This is a genomic window from Pseudomonas sp. HS6 (assembly GCF_023375815.1).
In the GTDB taxonomy this organism is placed as follows: domain Bacteria; phylum Pseudomonadota; class Gammaproteobacteria; order Pseudomonadales; family Pseudomonadaceae; genus Aquipseudomonas.
The window spans coordinates 4,880,684-4,898,519 of record NZ_CP067412.1 but is presented as its reverse complement, the minus strand read 5'-3'; the positions used below and the strand labels follow the sequence as shown (position 1 = coordinate 4,898,519).

Below are 17,836 nucleotides of genomic sequence, written 5' to 3'. Positions count from 1 at the left end.
GCGTTAGATAGGAATATCGGATTTTAAAATGAATAAAAGTTCATGCGTTGAATGGCGATGTCATTATATTCAAGGCGTCATTCAACGTCCGTCTTGAAGGCTGTTTGGCAGTTGTTAACGCTTCTGTTTTTCTTTAAGGATGATGGCGTTAAATGCCACTACAAACCGTCAGTGTTTCAAAAACAGTAATTGAGGGACACTGAAGCCCTTCGCCGAGGGAGTACCGCATGACCGCCAGCGCAGAAAAATACAGCCGTCAGACCTTGCTTGAAGTACAGCCGTTGACGTCGAGTCTGTTCACTTTGCGTACGACCCGCGATGCCGGTTTTCGCTTTCGAGCCGGGCAATTTGCCAGGCTCGGGGTGACCAAGGCGGATGGCAGCACGGTGTGGCGGGCTTACTCCATGGTGTCTTCGCCATTCGATGAGTTTCTTGAGTTCTTTTCCATCGTAGTACCCGATGGCGAGTTCACCAGTGAGTTGAGCCGTCTGAAGGCAGGCGATACGTTACTGGTGGATCGCCAGGCCTTTGGTTATCTGACGCTGGACCGTTTTGTCGATGGTCGTGATCTCTGGCTGTTATCCACAGGCACCGGTGTGGCGCCGTTTCTGTCGATCCTGCAGGATTTTGAAGTGTGGGAGAAATTCGAACGAATCATTCTTGTCTACAGCGTGCGGGAGGCGCGCGAACTGGCTTATCAACAGCTGATTGCCGAGTTGAGTCAGCGTGACTACTTGGCCGATTACGCTCACAAGTTCCAGTTCATTCCAGTAGTGACGCGCGAGCCGCATGTGGGCGCCCTCAACGGGCGCATTACCACGCTCATCGAAAACGGGGAGCTGGAGAAAATAGCCGGTATCGAGCTTGAGCCGGTTCATTCACGGGTCATGCTCTGCGGCAATCCGCAGATGATCGATGACACCCGGGCCTTGCTCAAGCAGCGGGGCATGAACCTCAGCCTGACGCGGCGGCCAGGGCAGGTAGCGGTGGAAAACTACTGGTGAAGAAACGGCGCCCTCAGGCGCCGTTAGTGGATATCAAGGCCGATTGTTCTGGGCCTTGAGCAGATCGCGGATCTCACCCAACAGTTCTTCTTCCTTGGTTGGCACTGGCGGCAAGGTCGGTGCCACGGCTTCTTCGCGTTTGAGGCGGTTGATGGCTTTGACGCCCATGAAGATCGCGAACGCGACGATCACGAAGTCCAGAATGCTCTGGATGAATTTGCCGTAGGCCATCACGACCGCTGGGGCGCTGCCCTCGGCGGCTTTCAGGGTAATCGCCAGGTCACTGAAGTCCACTCCGCCGATCAGCAGGCCGATTGGCGGCATGATGACGTCACCGACAAACGACGAAACGATTTTGCCGAAGGCCGCGCCGATGATGATACCGACGGCCATGTCGACCACATTGCCTTTGACCGCGAAGGCCTTGAACTCGCTGAGCACGCCCATAGTTATTTCCTTGTTACAGATGAGTTTGGTGTACGCAGTGTAAATCAGCAAAACGCGTCCTGCGCGAAACACCTTCTTACAATGCTCGTTTTTATCGACACATCAATTCGCGATTAGTTTGCAAAGTGCCACTAATCGCGCGCGAATTACTCCGCAAGGCTCTGATCGAGAAGCTATTTTTCTCAATCGCAGGAGTGTGGATTTTCTATTTATGTTCGCCGTCGTGACTCTCTAGCCTCTGGTTGGCGCACCTGGATGCGCCTCAAACAACAGAGGAACCTGAAATGAATTCCACACTTGGTTCAGGGGTATTTCCCCTTCGCCGTACCGTCGGCGTATTGGCCGCCAGCCTGCTGACCTTTTCCGTGAACGCCGCGCCCCTGACCCGTGACAATGGTGCGGCGGTCGGCGACAACCAGAACTCGCAAACCGCCGGCGCCAATGGCCCTGTGCTGTTGCAGGACGTGCAACTGATCCAGAAACTGCAGCGCTTCGATCGCGAGCGCATTCCCGAGCGCGTCGTGCATGCCCGCGGCACCGGTGCTCATGGTACGTTCACCGTCACCAACGATCTCAGTGATCTGAGCAAGGCCAAGGTGTTCGCTGCCGGCCAGGTCACACCGGTGTTCGTGCGTTTCTCCGCTGTGGTTCATGGCAATCATTCTCCGGAGACGTTGCGTGACCCTCGGGGCTTCGCGACCAAGTTCTACACCGCTGACGGTAACTGGGATCTGGTCGGTAACAACTTCCCGACGTTCTTCATCCGCGACGCGATCAAGTTCCCGGACATGGTGCATGCCTTCAAGCCCGATCCGCGCACTAACCTGGACGATGACTCGCGGCGCTTCGACTTTTTCTCCCATGTACCGGAAGCCACCCGTACATTGACCGAGCTGTATTCCAACTCAGGGACGCCCGCCAGTTATCGGGAGATGGATGGCAACGGTGTGCACGCCTATAAGTTGATCAACGACAAGGGTGAAGTGCACTACGTGAAGTTTCACTGGAAAAGTTTGCAGGGGATCAAGAATCTCGATCCTGAACAAGTCGCAAAAGTTCAGGGTCGTGACTACAGTCACATGACCAATGATTTGGTAACTAATATCAACAAGGGCAATTTTCCGAAGTGGGACTTGTACATCCAAGTCTTGAATCCGCAAGATTTGTCCAAGTTTGATTTCGATCCATTGGACGCAACCAAGATCTGGCCCAATGTTCCTGAACGGAAAGTTGGACAAATGGTCTTGAATCGCAATCCGGCAAATGTCTTCCAGGAAACTGAACAGGTGGCCATGGCGCCGGCCAATATTGTTCCCGGTATCGAACCTTCGGAAGATCGCTTGTTACAAGGCCGAGTGTTCTCTTATGCCGATACTCAAATGTATCGCCTGGGTGCCAATGCCCTGCAACTTCCTATCAACGCTCCAAAAGTTGTGGTGAACAATGGTAATCAGGATGGCGCGATGAACTTCGGTGCCAGCAATACGGGCGTGAACTACCAGCCGAGCCGCTTGCATCCGCGTGAGGAGCCGCAAGGCGCACGGTACAGCCAGACGTCCCTGCAAGGCAGCACGCAGCAGGCGAAAATCCAGCGCGAGCAGAACTTCAAGCAGGCTGGTGATCTGTATCGGTCCTTCAGCAAGAAGGAACGTCAGGACCTGATCGAGAGTTTTGGCGGTTCGCTGGCGAGCACCGATGACGAGAGCAAGCACATCATCCTGTCCTTCCTCTATAAGGCTGATCCGGAGTACGGCGCCGGCGTGACCAAGGTGGCCAAGGGCGACCTGGATCGGGTCAAGGCACTGGCGGCCAAACTGGTCGACTAAGAACGATCGCGGGGCCCGAAAGGGCTCCGTTTCCCTTCAAGGAGGCGACTCATGCGTGTCTGTCTTTCGCTGTTGCTGGGCTGTCTGTCGTTCGCGACCATGGCAGCACCGGCCGAACAGGACCCTGATGCGCTTAAGGCGCAATTGCAGGACTACTACTTCAATGCCGCCCGTGAGGGCGATATCGCCGTACTCGATACCTTCATCGAGGCGGGCTATTCCCTGGATACCCGGGATGCCAAGGGTTACACCGCGCTGATGCTCGCGGCTTACCACGGCGAAGGTGACGCAGTGGACAAGTTGCTGGCTGCCGGGGCGAATGCCTGTGCTCAGGATCAGCGCGGCAACACGGCCCTGATGGGGGCCATATTCAAAGGGGAATTGCAGATCGCCCGCCGATTGATGGCTACCGACTGCAACCCGGACCAACGCAACGGGGCGGGTCAGACCGCTGCGATGTACGCAGGGCTGTTCAAGCGTGAGGCATTGCTCGACGCCCTCAAGGCCAGGGGCGCCGATCTGAACGCGCAAGATCCGTTGGGCAACAGCGCCGCGCGTCTGGCCAGCGGGGAAATCCGTACTGCCGCGCCGCGCTGATCGGCGACGGCTGCGTTATCATCGCGGTTTTTGCCGGGGGTTCAGATGGCCAAGGCCAAGCGCATGTACGGCTGCACCGAATGCGGCGCAACCTTTCCCAAGTGGGCCGGGCAGTGCGGCGAATGCGGCGCGTGGAACACCCTGACTGAAACCATGGTCGAGAGCGGCGGCGCCGCCGCCCCGAGCGGGCGCACCGGCTGGGCCGGGCAACAGGCCCAGATCAAGACCCTGGCTGAGGTCAGCATCGAAGAGATTCCGCGTTTTTCCACCGCCTCCGGCGAGCTGGATCGAGTGCTTGGCGGTGGTCTGGTCGACGGCTCGGTGGTGTTGATCGGCGGCGATCCGGGTATCGGCAAGTCGACGATTCTATTGCAGACCCTGTGCAACCTCGCCAAAACCATGCCGGCGCTGTACGTCACCGGTGAGGAATCCCAGCAACAAGTGGCGATGCGCGCACGCCGACTTGGGCTGCCGCAGGATCAATTGCGGGTGATGACCGAAACCTGCATCGAAACCATCATCGCCACCGCCCGCCAGGAAAAACCCAAGGTGATGGTGATCGACTCGATCCAGACGATCTTCACCGAACAACTGCAATCGGCGCCGGGCGGCGTGTCTCAGGTGCGCGAAAGTGCGGCGTTGCTGGTGCGTTACGCCAAACAAAGCGGCACGGCGATTTTCCTGGTCGGCCACGTGACCAAAGAAGGGGCATTGGCCGGCCCGCGTGTTCTGGAGCACATGGTCGACACCGTGCTGTATTTCGAAGGCGAGTCCGATGGTCGGTTGCGTCTGCTGCGGGCGGTGAAAAACCGTTTCGGTGCGGTCAACGAACTGGGCGTATTCGGCATGACCGACAAGGGACTGAAAGAAGTCTCCAACCCTTCGGCGATTTTTCTCACGCGCGCTCAGGAAGAAGTCCCGGGCAGTGTGGTGATGGCAACGTGGGAAGGCACCCGGCCGATGCTGGTGGAAGTCCAGGCGCTGGTGGATGACAGTCATCTGGCCAACCCGCGTCGTGTCACGCTGGGTCTGGATCAGAATCGTCTGGCGATGCTGTTGGCGGTGTTGCACCGTCATGGTGGCATTCCGACCCACGATCAGGACGTGTTCCTCAACGTGGTCGGCGGAGTGAAAGTGCTGGAAACTGCGTCCGACCTGGCGCTGATGGCCGCCGTCATGTCGAGCCTGCGCAACAGGCCGTTGCCCCATGATTTGCTGGTGTTCGGTGAGGTCGGTCTGTCTGGTGAGGTGCGCCCGGTGCCAAGCGGTCAGGAGCGGTTGAAGGAAGCCGCCAAACACGGCTTCAAGCGCGCGATCGTGCCCAAGGGCAACGCGCCGAAGGAAGCGCCTCCAGGCTTGCAGATCATTGCGGTGACGCGTCTGGAGCAGGCGCTGGATTCACTCTTCGAGTAATCAGACGTCCATCAATGCCCCAAGCTCTCGTTCGAGCTCGGCCTCATCCCCGAGGTTGAGCTCGATCAGGCGGCGCAGGCGCTGGATCGACTCCAGGCTGATGTGCCGGCACTCGAAGCCCAACTGGCCATGATCGTCGTGTGCGAGTTGCACATCCATCTGGATGTCGGTGTCGTCGCTCAGGTGAATGTCGACGTTGAAGTCCTGCGTTTCATCCCCCAGCCACGGCTCCGGCCGCTCGATCAACAGCCCCTTGAGCGACAGGTCGATCAGCTTCACCGGCCAGATGTACTCGCCCTGGCTCAATTCGGTTCTGGCATCGAACGCGATACGTTTGAAGCGGCGACGCTCGGACGGGTGCTCGCTCATGGCGCAATCCTCTGGACGGTTCGCTGACTATAGACCCGCCATGTCGAGTGTTGCCAGTCAGGCAGGGCGTCCGACCAATGTCGGGGTATGGCCTTTGCCGCCAGTAGCGCTAAACTCGGGGTGGCTGTCTTTCTTGTCCACCCTGGCTGGAATAATAAAATGAAAAATAATAATAGCCTGCTGCGCCACTTACCCTGGCTAGTGCTGGCAATCGTAGGAGCGTGCGCCCTGGGCGTAGTGGCATTGCGCCGAGGCGAGGCGATCAACGCCTTGTGGATCGTGGTCGCCGCCGTGGCCATTTATCTGGTTGCGTACCGTTACTACAGTCTGTTCATCGCTAACAATGTGATGCAACTCGATCCACGCCGGGCCACCCCCGCCGTGCTCAACAATGACGGTCTGGACTACGTTCCGACCAACAAACACATTCTCTTCGGACACCACTTCGCGGCTATCGCCGGCGCGGGGCCTCTGGTCGGTCCGGTATTGGCTGCGCAGATGGGCTACCTGCCCGGCACGCTGTGGCTGATTGCCGGCGTGGTGCTGGCGGGCGCGGTGCAGGACTTCATGGTCCTGTTCATGTCCACCCGTCGTAACGGACGCTCCCTGGGCGACATGGTGCGTGAAGAAATGGGCCGTATCCCCGGCACCATCGCGCTGTTCGGCTGCTTCCTGATCATGATCATCATCCTCGCGGTGCTGGCGCTGATCGTGGTGAAAGCCCTGGCCGAGAGCCCGTGGGGCATCTTCACCGTGATGGCGACCATCCCGATCGCGATGTTCATGGGCATTTACATGCGCTACATCCGTCCGGGCCGCATCGGCGAAATCTCGGTGATCGGTGTCGTGCTACTGCTCGGTTCGATCTGGCTGGGCGGGCAGATTGCCGCTGACCCGGTGTGGGCCAAGGCCTTCAGCTTCACCGGCGTGCAAATCACCTGGATGCTGATCGGTTACGGCTTCGTTGCCGCTGTGCTGCCGGTCTGGCTGATCCTCGCGCCACGTGACTATCTGTCCACGTTCCTCAAGATCGGTACCATCATCGCCCTGGCGATCGGCATCCTGGTCACCATGCCCGAGCTGAAAATGCCGGCCCTGACCCAGTTCGTCGACGGCACCGGCCCGGTATGGAAGGGCGGTCTGTTCCCGTTCCTGTTCATCACCATCGCTTGCGGTGCGGTATCGGGCTTCCACGCACTGATCTCGTCCGGCACCACGCCGAAACTGCTGGATAACGAAACCAACGCCCGCTACATCGGTTACGGCGGCATGCTGATGGAGTCGTTCGTGGCCATCATGGCCATGGTTGCCGCCTCGGTGATCGAGCCTGGCGTGTACTTCGCCATGAACAGCCCGGCGGCAGTCGTTGGCGGTGATGTGGTGGCGGTGGCGACCGCTGTCAGCAACTGGGGCTTTGCAATTACCCCGGAAGCGCTGCAGGCCGTGGCGCATGACATCGGCGAAACCACCATCCTGGCCCGTGCCGGTGGTGCGCCGACCCTGGCGGTCGGTATCGCGCAGATCCTGCACAGTGTCCTGCCGGGTGAAAACACCATGGCGTTCTGGTACCACTTCGCGATCCTGTTCGAAGCGCTGTTCATCCTGACCGCTGTGGACGCCGGCACCCGTGCCGGGCGCTTCATGCTGCAGGACCTGCTCGGCTCCTTCGTACCGGCGCTGAAACGTACCGAATCCTGGACCGCCAACCTGATTGCCACCGCCGGTTGTGTGGCGATGTGGGGCTGGTTGCTGTATCAGGGCGTGATCGATCCGCTGGGTGGCATCAACACCTTGTGGCCGCTGTTCGGTATCTCCAACCAGATGCTGGCCGGTATCGCGCTGATGCTCGGCACCGTGGTCCTGATCAAAATGAAGCGTCAGCGCTACATTTGGGTCACCCTGCTGCCGGCCGCCTGGCTGCTGATCTGCACCACGACCGCAGGCTTCATCAAGTTGTTCGACGCCAACCCGGCCGTGGGCTTCCTGTCACTGGCCAAGAAGTACAGCGATGCACTGGCCGCAGGGCAAGTGATCGCACCGGCCAAGAGCGTCGAGCAGATGCAGCACGTGATCTTCAACGCCTACACCAACGCAACGCTGACCGCGCTGTTCCTGTTCGTGGTATTCAGCATCCTGTTCTATGCGCTCAAGGTCGGCATCGCCGCCTGGGGCAAAAAAGAGCGTACGGATAAAGAATCGCCATTCCAGGCCCTGCCGGACGCGTAACCAGAGGATTGCACCATGTTCAATGACCTGAGTCGCCTCGGTAAATACCTCGGTCAGGCCGCGCGCCTGATGGTCGGCATGCCCGACTACGACACGTACGTCGAGCATATGCAAACCAAACACCCGGACAAACCGGTGATGAGCTACGAGATGTTCTTTCGCGAACGTCAGGAAGCCCGTTACGGTGGCAAGGGTGGGCCGAAGTGCTGTTGATCTGACAGCCCGAGGTTGATGCAATCCCCCTGTGGGAGCGAGCTTGCTCGCGATAGCGGAGTGTCAGTTGGCGAATGCGTTGACTGACACACCGCATTCGCGAGCAAGCTCGCTCCCACATTTGTTTTGTGTTGTTCATCAATTTTGTGAAGGGGATCGATGTTGTCTTCTCCAATACCTGTAACGGTGCTCAGCGGTTTCCTCGGCGCCGGCAAGACCACCTTGCTGCGCCATCTATTGAAAGCCGAGCACGGCCTGAAGATCGCCGTGATCGAAAACGAATTCAGCGACGCCGGCATCGACACCCAACTGCTGGGTGACGAACCGGTGCAAGTCATGACCCTGGCCAACGGCTGCGTCTGCTGCACCATTCACACCGACCTGACCAAAGCCCTGTACCTGTTGCTCGAGCGGCTGGACAGCGGTGAAATCGCCTTCGATCGGCTGGTCATCGAGTGCACTGGCCTGGCCGACCCGGCGCCAGTGGCACAGACATTTTTCATCGACGAAGAACTGCGCGAGCGTTACCTGCTCGACGGCATCATCACTCTTGTCGATGCCGCTCACGCCGAACTGCACCTGACCCAGACCATCGCGCAGGCGCAGATCGGTTTTGCCGACCGCTTGCTGGTGAGCAAGACCGATCTGGTGGACGAAGCCGCGTTCACCGCGCTCAGTGAACGCCTGACCCGTATCAACCGCCGTGCGCCGATCCGCGTGGTGGAACACGGCAACATCGATCTGGCTGAATTGCTCGACGTGCGCGGCTTCAACCTGAATGCCGATCTCGGCGGCGGGGTGAGTCTGCGCCCGGTCAGCAAGGCGCCGTCCATTGACCGGATTTCCAGTCTGGTGCTGCGTACCGATCAGCCGCTGGATATCGATCAGCTCAGCGAGTTCATGAACGAATTGCTGGAAGAACACGGCAAGCAGTTGCTGCGCTACAAGGGCGTGCTGAACATTGCGGGCGAAGATCGTCGGCTGGTGTTTCAGGGCGTGCTGAAACTCTACGGCTTCGACTGGGACACCGAGTGGTCCGAGGGCGAGGCACGGGAAAGCGTGATCGTGTTTATCGCCGATGATCTGCCGGAAGAGAAGATCCGGGCGGGGTTTGCTCGGGTCGTGGCAGGCTGAGGGATATTCGGCGCCCGTGATGAAATCATCGCGGGCAGGCCCGCTCCCACAGGTCAAGCAGCGGGCACAATATTTTTGATCACCTCAAACCCTGTGGGAGCTGGCTTGCCAGCGATGGCGATCTAACCGACAACGCATTGCTCAGGGGCTGAACCCAGCAACGTCTGCTCAAGATGATCCAGATGCCGGTTCATCAGCATGCCGGCTTTTGAAATATCTCCGCGCTCCACCGCCTCGACAATTGCCAAGTGTTCCTCCCATGCGCAACAGCTGTGCGTCTGCTCGCCACATCGCGCAATCGCCAGTGACGTCAGCGGCACCAACGTGCCGAGAAAGTGCGCCAACGGTGCATTCCCCGCCATTTTCGCCAACTGCAAATGAAACTCCCCGGACAGACGAATCGCCGCGCCGCGTCGATCTTTATCCACAGCCTGGCGTTCGCGTTCGATCAAGGCGCGTAGACGTTTCAGATCTTCAGCCTGCGCATGCTGACAAGCCAGCCGCACCAGTGTGTTCTCAGCCAGGCGCCGAGCGTGCAAGGCCTGACGCGTCTGCTCGGCGTCCGGCGCGGCCACTCGCGGCCGGTGGTTGGCACGTAGCACGATGATCTGTTCGTGGGACAGTTGGGTCAGTGCCCGACGCACATCGGCGCGGCTGACACCGAACATGTGCTTCAGAGTGTCTTCGGTGAAGCGGCTGGCGGCATGCAGTCGCTGTTCGAGGATCGCGTCGAACAGTCGCGGATACAGATCCTCCACCGGCGCCTGCAGGCGGGAGAAGGGCAGGGCCGCCGAGGTCTGGCGAGGGTGCGACGGCGTGGCAAGACTGTTCATGGCCGGTCTCCAGTGTGAGGCGTTTCAATTGCTCAGGTTGTCATCCGGAATATTCAGTTCGATGCCCATGCGTTGGCCTTCACGCAGGATATGCCGGCGCATTTCGGCACTGGCCTGAGCGCTGTTCTTGCTGCGGATCGCGCGTACCACGGCTTCGTTTTCCTCAAGGCGTTCGGCCAGGTGCTCCGGCGAATTGCGCAGCACTTCGGCGCTCTGCTTGAGGGCGTTGCTGGTCTGTTGCACCACGCTCTGGAAAATCGGGTTCGAGGTCAGGGTGAACAGTTCTTCGTGGAACGCGATGTAGGCGCTGACGCCTGCCTCGCTGTCACCTGCTTCGAGGGCTTCGCGCATGTCCATCAGCGTCAGGCGCAATTGCCCGACTTCCTTGCTGCTGATCGACTGCGCCACCAGACCGACGATGAACGGTTCGAGGGTGTAGCGCAGTTGCAGTACGTCTTCGAGGCTGGCGCCGGCCACGGCGCTGTCGTGGCTTTGGCTGTCGCTGGCCTGGGCGTCAAGTACCACCACGCCTTTGCCTGGCATCGAACGCACCAGACCGAGGGTTTCCAGCACGATCACCGCTTCGCGCAGGCTCGGGCGGCTGATGCCCAGTTGTTCGGCCAGTTCACGCTGACCCGGCAGCATCTCGCCGGAGCGCCATTGGCCACGGGCGAGGGCAGCCCGGAGTTTTTCTACCACTGAGTTGACGACGGTGGATGTAGTAATCACGTGTTTGCTCCATGAGCCGTGCCTGCATGTGCGCAGGCACGGCGCTCATTCAGAATTCTTTGGCCGCCGCTTGAGCGACCGTTTTTCTCGGCTGAAAGTTATAGCCCTGCTCGCCGTTGAGTACCTTGTTCGCCCGTTGTACATCGATGTCCTTTTCCCAGCGGGCGATGGCCACGGTGGCGACGCAGTTGCCGATCAGGTTGGTCAGTGCCCGGCCGATGCCCATGAACCAGTCCACTGCCAGCACCAGCACCAGACCGACCACCGGAATCGCCGGGATGGCAGTCAGCGTGGCCGCGAGAATCACCAGCGCCGACCCCGGAATGCCGTGTGCGCCTTTCGACGTGATCAGCGACACCAACAGAATCGTCAGCAGATCGGTCATGGCCAGCGGTGTACCGGTGGCGTTGGCAATGAACACGATGGCCAGGGTCAAGTAGATCGAAAAACCGTCGAGGTTGAATGAGTAACCGGTGGGGATCACCAGCCCGACGGTCGAGCTGCCGATGCCCAGATGTTCCAGCTTGCGCATGATCTGCGGCAGCACGGCATCGGAGGACGCTGTGCCCATGACGATCAGCAATTCTTCACGCAGGTACTTGAGCAACGGCCACATACGCAGGCCGGAGACACGCATCACCAGACCGAGAATCACGCTGACGAAGGCGATGCAGGTCAGGTAGAACAAGCCGACCAGGCTGCCCAGGTGTTGCAGCGAATCCAGGCCATATTTGCTGGTGGTGAAGGCGATGGCGCCGAACACGCCGATCGGCGCCAGACGCACGATCATGCCCATGATCCGGAAGATCACATGGCTCAGTTCGTTGATCAGCCGCGAGATCCCGGAAGCCGCTTCTCCCACCAGGTTCAACGCGCTGCCGAACAGCACCGAGAACAACAGTACTTGCAGAATGTTGTTGTCAGCAAAGGCGCCGAGTACCGACGTTGGAATCAGATCCATCAGGAACTGAGTGGTGGTGTGCATGTGCTGGCCGCGCTCGGCGATGTCGCCCATGTCGGCGGCGGACAGCTGCTCCAGATGGATGTTGGCGCCGCTGCCGATCCCGGTGCTGAACGCGAACACCAGACCGATCACCAGCGCGATGGTGGTCAGCACTTCGAAGTAGATCACCGACTTGAGGCCGATGCGCCCGACCTTCTTCAGATCGCCGGCACCGCTGATGCCGCTGACCACCACGCAGAACACGATCAGGCCGATGAGCATCTTGATCAGTTTGATGAAACCGTCGCCGAGCGGTTTGAGCTGGGCCGAGTATTCAGGAAGGGTCAGCCCGCAGACGATGCCGAGCACCAGTCCGAGAACCACTTGGAGGAAGATTGAACGCGAGCACCATCTGAGCATGGGAGGAATCCTGGTCGGTGTCCTGACTGCCGTACGCGGGGCGTATCAGATTCAGGACTTAATTATTGTGGTCTTACCGGTATGTCCAGTGCGGGTGCAGTCTAGGCGCTGTTTTTTGGGGATCGCAAGTGAAAAATGACGAATTGGCATGACCGGTCTGACCAGTTGGGCGCAAGGCCCCGACCTTGAGCCATTCGTGGTTCAAAACTTTTTTGTGAACGAAAAAAAACCGGCCATCACTGGCCGGTTTTTCATGCTGCGGTTTTAACGTCGCAATTAAGCGCCGTATACCGGCAGTTTCTTGCAGATGGCTTTGACTTTCTCACGAACGGCGTCGATCACCGCTTCGTTGTTCAGGTCAGCCAGGATGTCGCAGATCCAGCCAGCCAGCTCTTTGCACTCAGCCTCTTTGAAGCCGCGAGTGGTCACAGCCGGAGTACCGAAGCGCAGGCCGGAGGTGACGAACGGGGAACGTGGGTCGTTTGGCACGGAGTTCTTGTTCACGGTGATGAACGCTTTGCCCAGAGCGGCGTCGGCGTCTTTACCGGAGATTTCCTGCTTGATCAGCGACAGCAGGAACAGGTGGTTTTCAGTACCGCCGGAAACCACGTCGAAACCGCGCTCGATGAACACACCGGCCATGGCCTGGGCGTTTTTCACCACTTGTTGCTGGTAAACCTTGAACTCAGGCTGCAGTGCTTCCTTGAAGCAGATCGCTTTGGCCGCGATCACGTGCTCCAGCGGGCCACCCTGAGCGCCCGGGAATACGGCGGAGTTCAGCTTCTTCTCGATGTCGGCGTTGGCGCGAGCCAGGATCAGGCCACCACGTGGACCGCGCAGGGTCTTGTGGGTGGTGGTGGTCACGACGTCAGCGAATGGAACCGGGTTCGGGTAGACGCCAGCGGCGACCAGACCGGCCACGTGAGCCATGTCGACGAACAGGTAGGCGCCAACCTTGTCGGCGATTTCGCGGAAGCGCGGGAAGTCCAGGATCTGCGAGTAGGCAGAGAAACCGGCCACGATCATTTTCGGCTTGTGCTCAACCGCCAGACGCTCGACTTCGTCGTAGTCGATCAGGCCGTTGGCGTCGATGCCGTACTGGATGGCGTTGTACAGCTTGCCGGAGGAGGAAACGCTGGCGCCGTGGGTCAGGTGACCGCCGTGAGCCAGGCTCATGCCCAGGATGGTGTCACCGGCCGACAGCAGGGCCAGGTAAACAGCAGCGTTGGCTTGCGAACCGGCGTGTGGCTGAACGTTGGCGTAATCGGCGCCGAACAGCTCTTTGGCGCGGTCGATGGCCAGCTGTTCAACAACGTCGACGTACTCGCAACCACCGTAGTAGCGCTTACCCGGGTAGCCTTCGGCGTACTTGTTGGTCAGAACCGAGCCTTGAGCTTCCATCACCGCTGGGCTGGTGTAGTTCTCCGAAGCGATCAGCTCGATGTGTTCTTCCTGGCGCTGGGCTTCTTGCTCCATGGCGGCAAAAAGATCGGCGTCGTACTTGGCAATAGTCAAATCACGGCTGAACATGGCGGTCCTCAAGGATCGGGGGCAGAAAAGGGGGGCATTCTAACCCATCGGGTTTTGGATGGCATATGAAACGACATCATGTCGCAGACAAGTGGCGTTCATGCACGGATATACGGTGTTTGTGCCGGCCAAATCGCCAGCAGGCTGGCTGCCACAGTAATCGCCAAAGCCTGCAAATTCCCTGACCCGCATCAATCCTTGTGGGAGCCAGCCTGCTGGCGATGGCTTCCCCACAAAGTCTCAGTCGAACATGAACAGCGCATCATTGCTGAATTGCGCCTCGAACCGGGTGGCCGGCATCGGCCGCCCGAACAGATAACCCTGAACCTCGTCGCAACCGTGCTCGCGCAGGAAATCCAGTTGTTCGTGGGTTTCCACACCCTCGGCGATCACCGCCAGATTGAGGCTGTGGGCCATGGCGATGATCGCCCGGGCAATCTGCGCGTCTTGCTCGCCGGACGGCAGGCCGTCGACGAAGGTGCGGTCAATCTTCAGCACGTCGATCGGGAATTGCTTGAGGTAGTTCAGCGATGAGTAACCGGTGCCGAAGTCGTCGACCGCAATGCTCAGGCCGAGGTTCTTCAGGCCGGCGAGGATCTGCATCGCTTCGCTGACTTCGCGCATCAGGATACTTTCGGTCAGCTCCAGCTCCAGGCACGCCGGCGGCAGGCCGGTTTCCTTGAGGATGGTGGCGATCCGCGTGCCGAGCTGGCCGTCGGAGAACTGCCGGGCGGAAATGTTCACCGAGACCTTCGGCACGCGCACGCGGCTCTGGTGCCAGGTCTTGAGCTGACGACAGGCCTCGCTGATCACCCAGTCGCCGACGTCCACCACCAGCCCGAGTTCTTCGAGCACCGGAATGAAATCCCCTGGCGGCACCAGCCCGCGACGCGGATGGCGCCAGCGTAGCAGGGCTTCGGCGCCGGTCAGGCGTTTGCCATCGCCGCTGAACTGCGGCTGGTAATACAGCACGAATTCGTTCTGCTCAAGGGCGTGGCGCAGGTCGCTTTCCAGTTCCAGACGCTCCAGCGCACTGGCGTTCATGTCGGCCTGATAGAACTGGAAGTTGTTTTTGCCGCGCTCCTTGGCGTGGTACATCGCGGTGTCGGCGTTCTTCATCAGCTGACTGAGTTCGTTGCCGTCCTGCGGACTCAAGGCGATGCCGATACTGGCGGTGACGAAGAACTCGCGTCCCTCCAGCACGAACGGCCGCACCAGGCTGCCAAGAATCTGCTCGGCTACATGGATCGCACGGTTCAGCGCCATCTCGCGGCTGGAGCGGTGTTGCAGCAGCAAAGTAAATTCGTCGCCGCCCATCCGCGCCACGGTGTCGTCATCGTCGACACAGGCCAGCAGCCGGGTGGCCATGTCCTTGAGCATGCGGTCGCCGGCGGCGTGACCGAGGGAGTCGTTGATCGGTTTGAAACGGTCGAGGTCGAGGAACATCAGCACCACCCACGACTTCTGCCGGTCGGCCGATTGCAGCGCAGTGTGCAGGCGATCCTGGAACAGCGTGCGGTTCGGCAGGTGGGTCAGGGCGTCGTAGTAGGCGAGGCGGTGAATCCGCTGCTCGCTGGCCTTGCGCTCGCTGATGTCACTGAAGAAGCACACGTAACTGGCGAGGTCGCCTTCATCGTCGAGCACCGCGGTGATGCCGACCCACGCCGGGTAGTGCTCGCCGTTGCGGCGCTTGAGCCAGACTTCGCCTTCCCAGGTGCTGTGCTGATGCAATTGCTTGAGCACGTAGCGCAGGTGCGCGTCCTGCTGTTCGTCGACGGTGAGCATGTTCGGCAACTGGTCGAGCACTTCGCTCACCGCGTAACCGCTGACGCGACTGAACGCTTCGTTGGCCTGGACGATGTAACCGGCCGGGTCGGTGATCAGGATCGCCGAAGTCGAGTGCTCGAATACCGTGGCCGCCATGCGCAGATCTTTCTCGGCACGACGTTGCTGGCTGATGTCGCGACCGACCCCGAGCACGCCTTCGAAGGCGCCGTGTTCGTCCCACACCAGCACCAGGCGCAGTTCGATCGGAATCTTGCGGCCGTCGGCGCGCAGGCAGTCGAACAGGAACATCTGGGTCTGCACCTGACTGCGCAGGACTGCCAGTTGCTCGGGCTTGTCCAAGGCTTTGCTGACCCGGTCCATCAAGTGATAGATGCCGCTCAGTTGCTGCGGGTTGGCGATGGTCGACTGCCAGCCGTTCTGGAAAATCCATTCGGCGTCATAACCCAGTACGGCTTGCACCGACGGGCTGACGTAGTTCAGCGAGAGCTTGCTGTCGGTGGAGAAAATTACGTCGCTGATGCTTTCGGCGAGCATCCGGTAGCGCTGTTCGCTGTCGCGCAGGGATTCGCTGGCCTCGATCTGCTCGGTGATGTCCTTGGCCACGCCGATGATCCGCGTGACCTGATCGTGCTTGTCCCGGGCCAGCGCCTGTTCACGGATATCGAAGCGCCGCCACTTGCCGTCGCGATGACGGAAGCGCAACTGACATTGCAGCAACTGGCTGTAACCGGCGTGACGCTGCATCTGCCGCGAGCGATGGTAATAGTCAGCGTCTTCCGGGTGCAGGAGAATTTCCCAGAAGTACTCGCCCATCTGGTGCAGCTCGGTGCGGTTGTAACCGAGGGTCTGGCCGAGGTGGTGGTTGCTGAAAATCATCCGCTGGCTGATCACATCCTGCACGTACAGATGATCCGGCACGGTGCGCACCACGTCCGACCAGAAGCCTTCGCGCTCCAGCAGCGACAGCTCGATCAGCTTGCGACTGGTGATGTCGTTGATGCTCAGGATCACGGCTTTGTAGTCGTGCTGTTCCTGGGGCAGGCGCAGCACCAGCCACAGGTGCTGGTCGCGGCCATTGATGTCCGGCAGTTTGATTTCCAGTTCCAGCTGTTTTTGCTGTTGGAGCACTGCATCGAGTACTTGATTGCCGATCGCGCACTGGCTGTGTGGATGACCGTCGATCAGCAGTTGCCAGGCGTGATTGCAGGAGTTGACGTTGAGCAGTTGCAGCGCCACCTGATTGACCTCGGTGACCCGCAGTTCCTGGAGCAATTGCTGACGCTGATGTGGCTGATCGAGCCAGGCCTTGAGCTGGTCGCTGGTCTGGATCTGGGCTTTCTCGAAAACCTGCTTGAGCCCCGAAAGATCCAGTACGCACAGAGCCACGCCGGTGCCTTCGAAAATGTCCTGATAGCGGCGGCGTCCTTCATGCACCTGACGCTGGCGGCGGCGCATGTTGAGCAGCGCGATAAATGGCAACAGCGAGAACGCCAGACCCAGCAGGCATTTGCCGATGAATGCGGGCAGCAATTCTTCCAGCACATGTTGCCGATCAAACAGTCCGCGCAATTGCCAGTCGCTGCTGCTCAGCGGCACGGTCAATACGCTGTTGGCCAGATCGTCGGGCGTCAGGGTATTGGTCTTGGTGGTTGGCAGGGCTTCGTCGCGGCTGATGATCTGATGGTTAATGCGGTTTTCCACCAGCCACAGCGGACGGATGCCGCTATCGCCCTGTTTGGTCAGCGAGGCAAAGAACGTCGGAGTCAGGCGCAGTGCCCAATAGCCACGAGTGCTGCCGCTGGCTTGATGCAGCAGCAAATGCACCACCGAGCCGTCGTCGTCGTTGCTGAAATAGTGTGCCTGGGCGTGGCTGCGGCGAACCAGATCGCTGAGGTAATCGGCGTCCTTGCTGTCTGTCGCGCTGTCGCTGAGGATTTTCCCGGAAGGGCTGAGCAAGGCGAGGCTGCGCAGGTCCGGCAGCGATTGCTGCAACTTGCGCAGCAGCGCCTGCTGTTCGTCGGTGGACTGCGGCTGTTCGACGATCGGTAGCAGATTGAGTGCGATCTGCGCGTTCAGCGACATGTTGAGGCTGACTTGCGAGGCGAGATCGGCGGTGTAATCGATGGTGTACTGGCGCTGGTTTTTTTGGGTTTCACGCAGTTGATCGAGCAGTTGCCAGAACAGCAACGCCAGCAGCAAAAGCACCAAAGTCGCCAGCGCGCCTTTCAATGTCCCGCGCAGGGACGAGCCGGGCGCCGGTGGGGTGCTGCTCACAGAAGTAGGCGGAGTGACATTCGACAAGCTGTAATCCTGCGGTTTGGCTGGACTGGCGCGACGTGCACTATAAGCCGGACGCCCAAAGGG

At 59.8% G+C, this 17,836-nt stretch carries 14 protein-coding genes; 7 read left to right on the top strand and 7 right to left on the bottom strand.

Going from position 1 to position 17,836, the window contains the following annotated elements:
• Positions 1-227 precede the first annotated feature (227 nt).
• Positions 228-1,004, top strand: a complete 777-nt coding sequence (locus JJN09_RS22175; RefSeq protein ID WP_249483762.1) for a ferredoxin--NADP reductase — start codon at positions 228-230, stop codon at positions 1,002-1,004.
• 33 nt (positions 1,005-1,037) lie between these two features.
• Here the strand turns inward: JJN09_RS22175 and mscL are convergent, their stop codons facing one another.
• Positions 1,038-1,451 (bottom strand): large-conductance mechanosensitive channel protein MscL, encoded by a 414-nt coding sequence (mscL, locus tag JJN09_RS22170; protein WP_102354481.1) that lies wholly within the window; start codon positions 1,449-1,451, stop codon positions 1,038-1,040.
• A gap of 284 nt (positions 1,452-1,735) precedes the next feature.
• On the opposite strand from mscL, the gene katB reads away from it, so the two are divergent.
• The 3 genes from katB to radA are packed head-to-tail and all read left to right on the top strand — an operon-like array spanning position 1,736 to position 5,287.
• Positions 1,736-3,277, top strand: coding sequence for a catalase KatB (gene katB / locus JJN09_RS22165; RefSeq protein WP_249483761.1), 1,542 nt, complete (start codon positions 1,736-1,738; stop codon positions 3,275-3,277).
• A gap of 51 nt (positions 3,278-3,328) precedes the next feature.
• Positions 3,329-3,874, top strand: a complete 546-nt coding sequence (locus JJN09_RS22160; RefSeq protein ID WP_192559045.1) for an ankyrin repeat domain-containing protein — start codon at positions 3,329-3,331, stop codon at positions 3,872-3,874.
• Between the two features lie 45 nt (positions 3,875-3,919).
• Complete coding sequence (gene radA / locus JJN09_RS22155; protein WP_039771749.1) at positions 3,920-5,287, top strand: DNA repair protein RadA; 1,368 nt, start codon at positions 3,920-3,922, stop codon at positions 5,285-5,287.
• On the opposite strand, the gene JJN09_RS22150 is transcribed toward radA, so the two are convergent.
• Positions 5,288-5,656, bottom strand: a complete 369-nt coding sequence (locus tag JJN09_RS22150) for a PilZ domain-containing protein (protein ID WP_249483760.1) — start codon at positions 5,654-5,656, stop codon at positions 5,288-5,290.
• Between the two features lie 159 nt (positions 5,657-5,815).
• Between JJN09_RS22150 and JJN09_RS22145 the strand changes: the two genes are divergently transcribed.
• The 3 genes from JJN09_RS22145 (at position 5,816) to yjiA (ending at position 9,229) form a co-directional block, all read left to right on the top strand.
• Positions 5,816-7,882 (top strand): carbon starvation CstA family protein, encoded by a 2,067-nt coding sequence (locus JJN09_RS22145; protein ID WP_096820844.1) that lies wholly within the window; start codon positions 5,816-5,818, stop codon positions 7,880-7,882.
• A 15-nt stretch (positions 7,883-7,897) separates the two neighbouring features.
• A complete protein-coding gene (locus JJN09_RS22140) occupies positions 7,898-8,095 on the top strand; it encodes a YbdD/YjiX family protein (RefSeq protein WP_003228401.1) in 198 nt (65 codons plus the stop codon).
• Positions 8,096-8,254: 159 nt separating this feature from the next.
• Complete coding sequence (yjiA, locus tag JJN09_RS22135) at positions 8,255-9,229, top strand: GTPase (protein WP_249483759.1); 975 nt, start codon at positions 8,255-8,257, stop codon at positions 9,227-9,229.
• 122 nt (positions 9,230-9,351) lie between these two features.
• Here yjiA and JJN09_RS22130 read toward each other — a convergent pair whose 3' ends face one another.
• From JJN09_RS22130 to JJN09_RS22110, 5 genes are all read right to left on the bottom strand, one after another.
• Positions 9,352-10,062, bottom strand: a complete 711-nt coding sequence (locus JJN09_RS22130) for a GntR family transcriptional regulator (protein ID WP_249483758.1) — start codon at positions 10,060-10,062, stop codon at positions 9,352-9,354.
• A 24-nt stretch (positions 10,063-10,086) separates the two neighbouring features.
• The gene (locus tag JJN09_RS22125; protein WP_096820847.1) at positions 10,087-10,791 is read right to left on the bottom strand and encodes a FadR/GntR family transcriptional regulator; all 705 of its coding nucleotides are present in this window, start codon (positions 10,789-10,791) and stop codon (positions 10,087-10,089) included.
• 49 nt (positions 10,792-10,840) lie between these two features.
• Positions 10,841-12,154, bottom strand: a complete 1,314-nt coding sequence (locus JJN09_RS22120; protein ID WP_249483757.1) for a C4-dicarboxylate transporter DctA — start codon at positions 12,152-12,154, stop codon at positions 10,841-10,843.
• Positions 12,155-12,430: 276 nt separating this feature from the next.
• Positions 12,431-13,684 carry a serine hydroxymethyltransferase gene (glyA, locus tag JJN09_RS22115; protein WP_249483756.1) on the bottom strand — a complete coding sequence of 418 codons (1,254 nt, stop codon included), beginning with the start codon at positions 13,682-13,684 and terminating at the stop codon, positions 12,431-12,433.
• 240 nt (positions 13,685-13,924) lie between these two features.
• Complete coding sequence (locus tag JJN09_RS22110) at positions 13,925-17,773, bottom strand: EAL domain-containing protein (RefSeq protein ID WP_249483755.1); 3,849 nt, start codon at positions 17,771-17,773, stop codon at positions 13,925-13,927.
• Between the last annotated feature and the right edge of the window lie 63 nt (positions 17,774-17,836).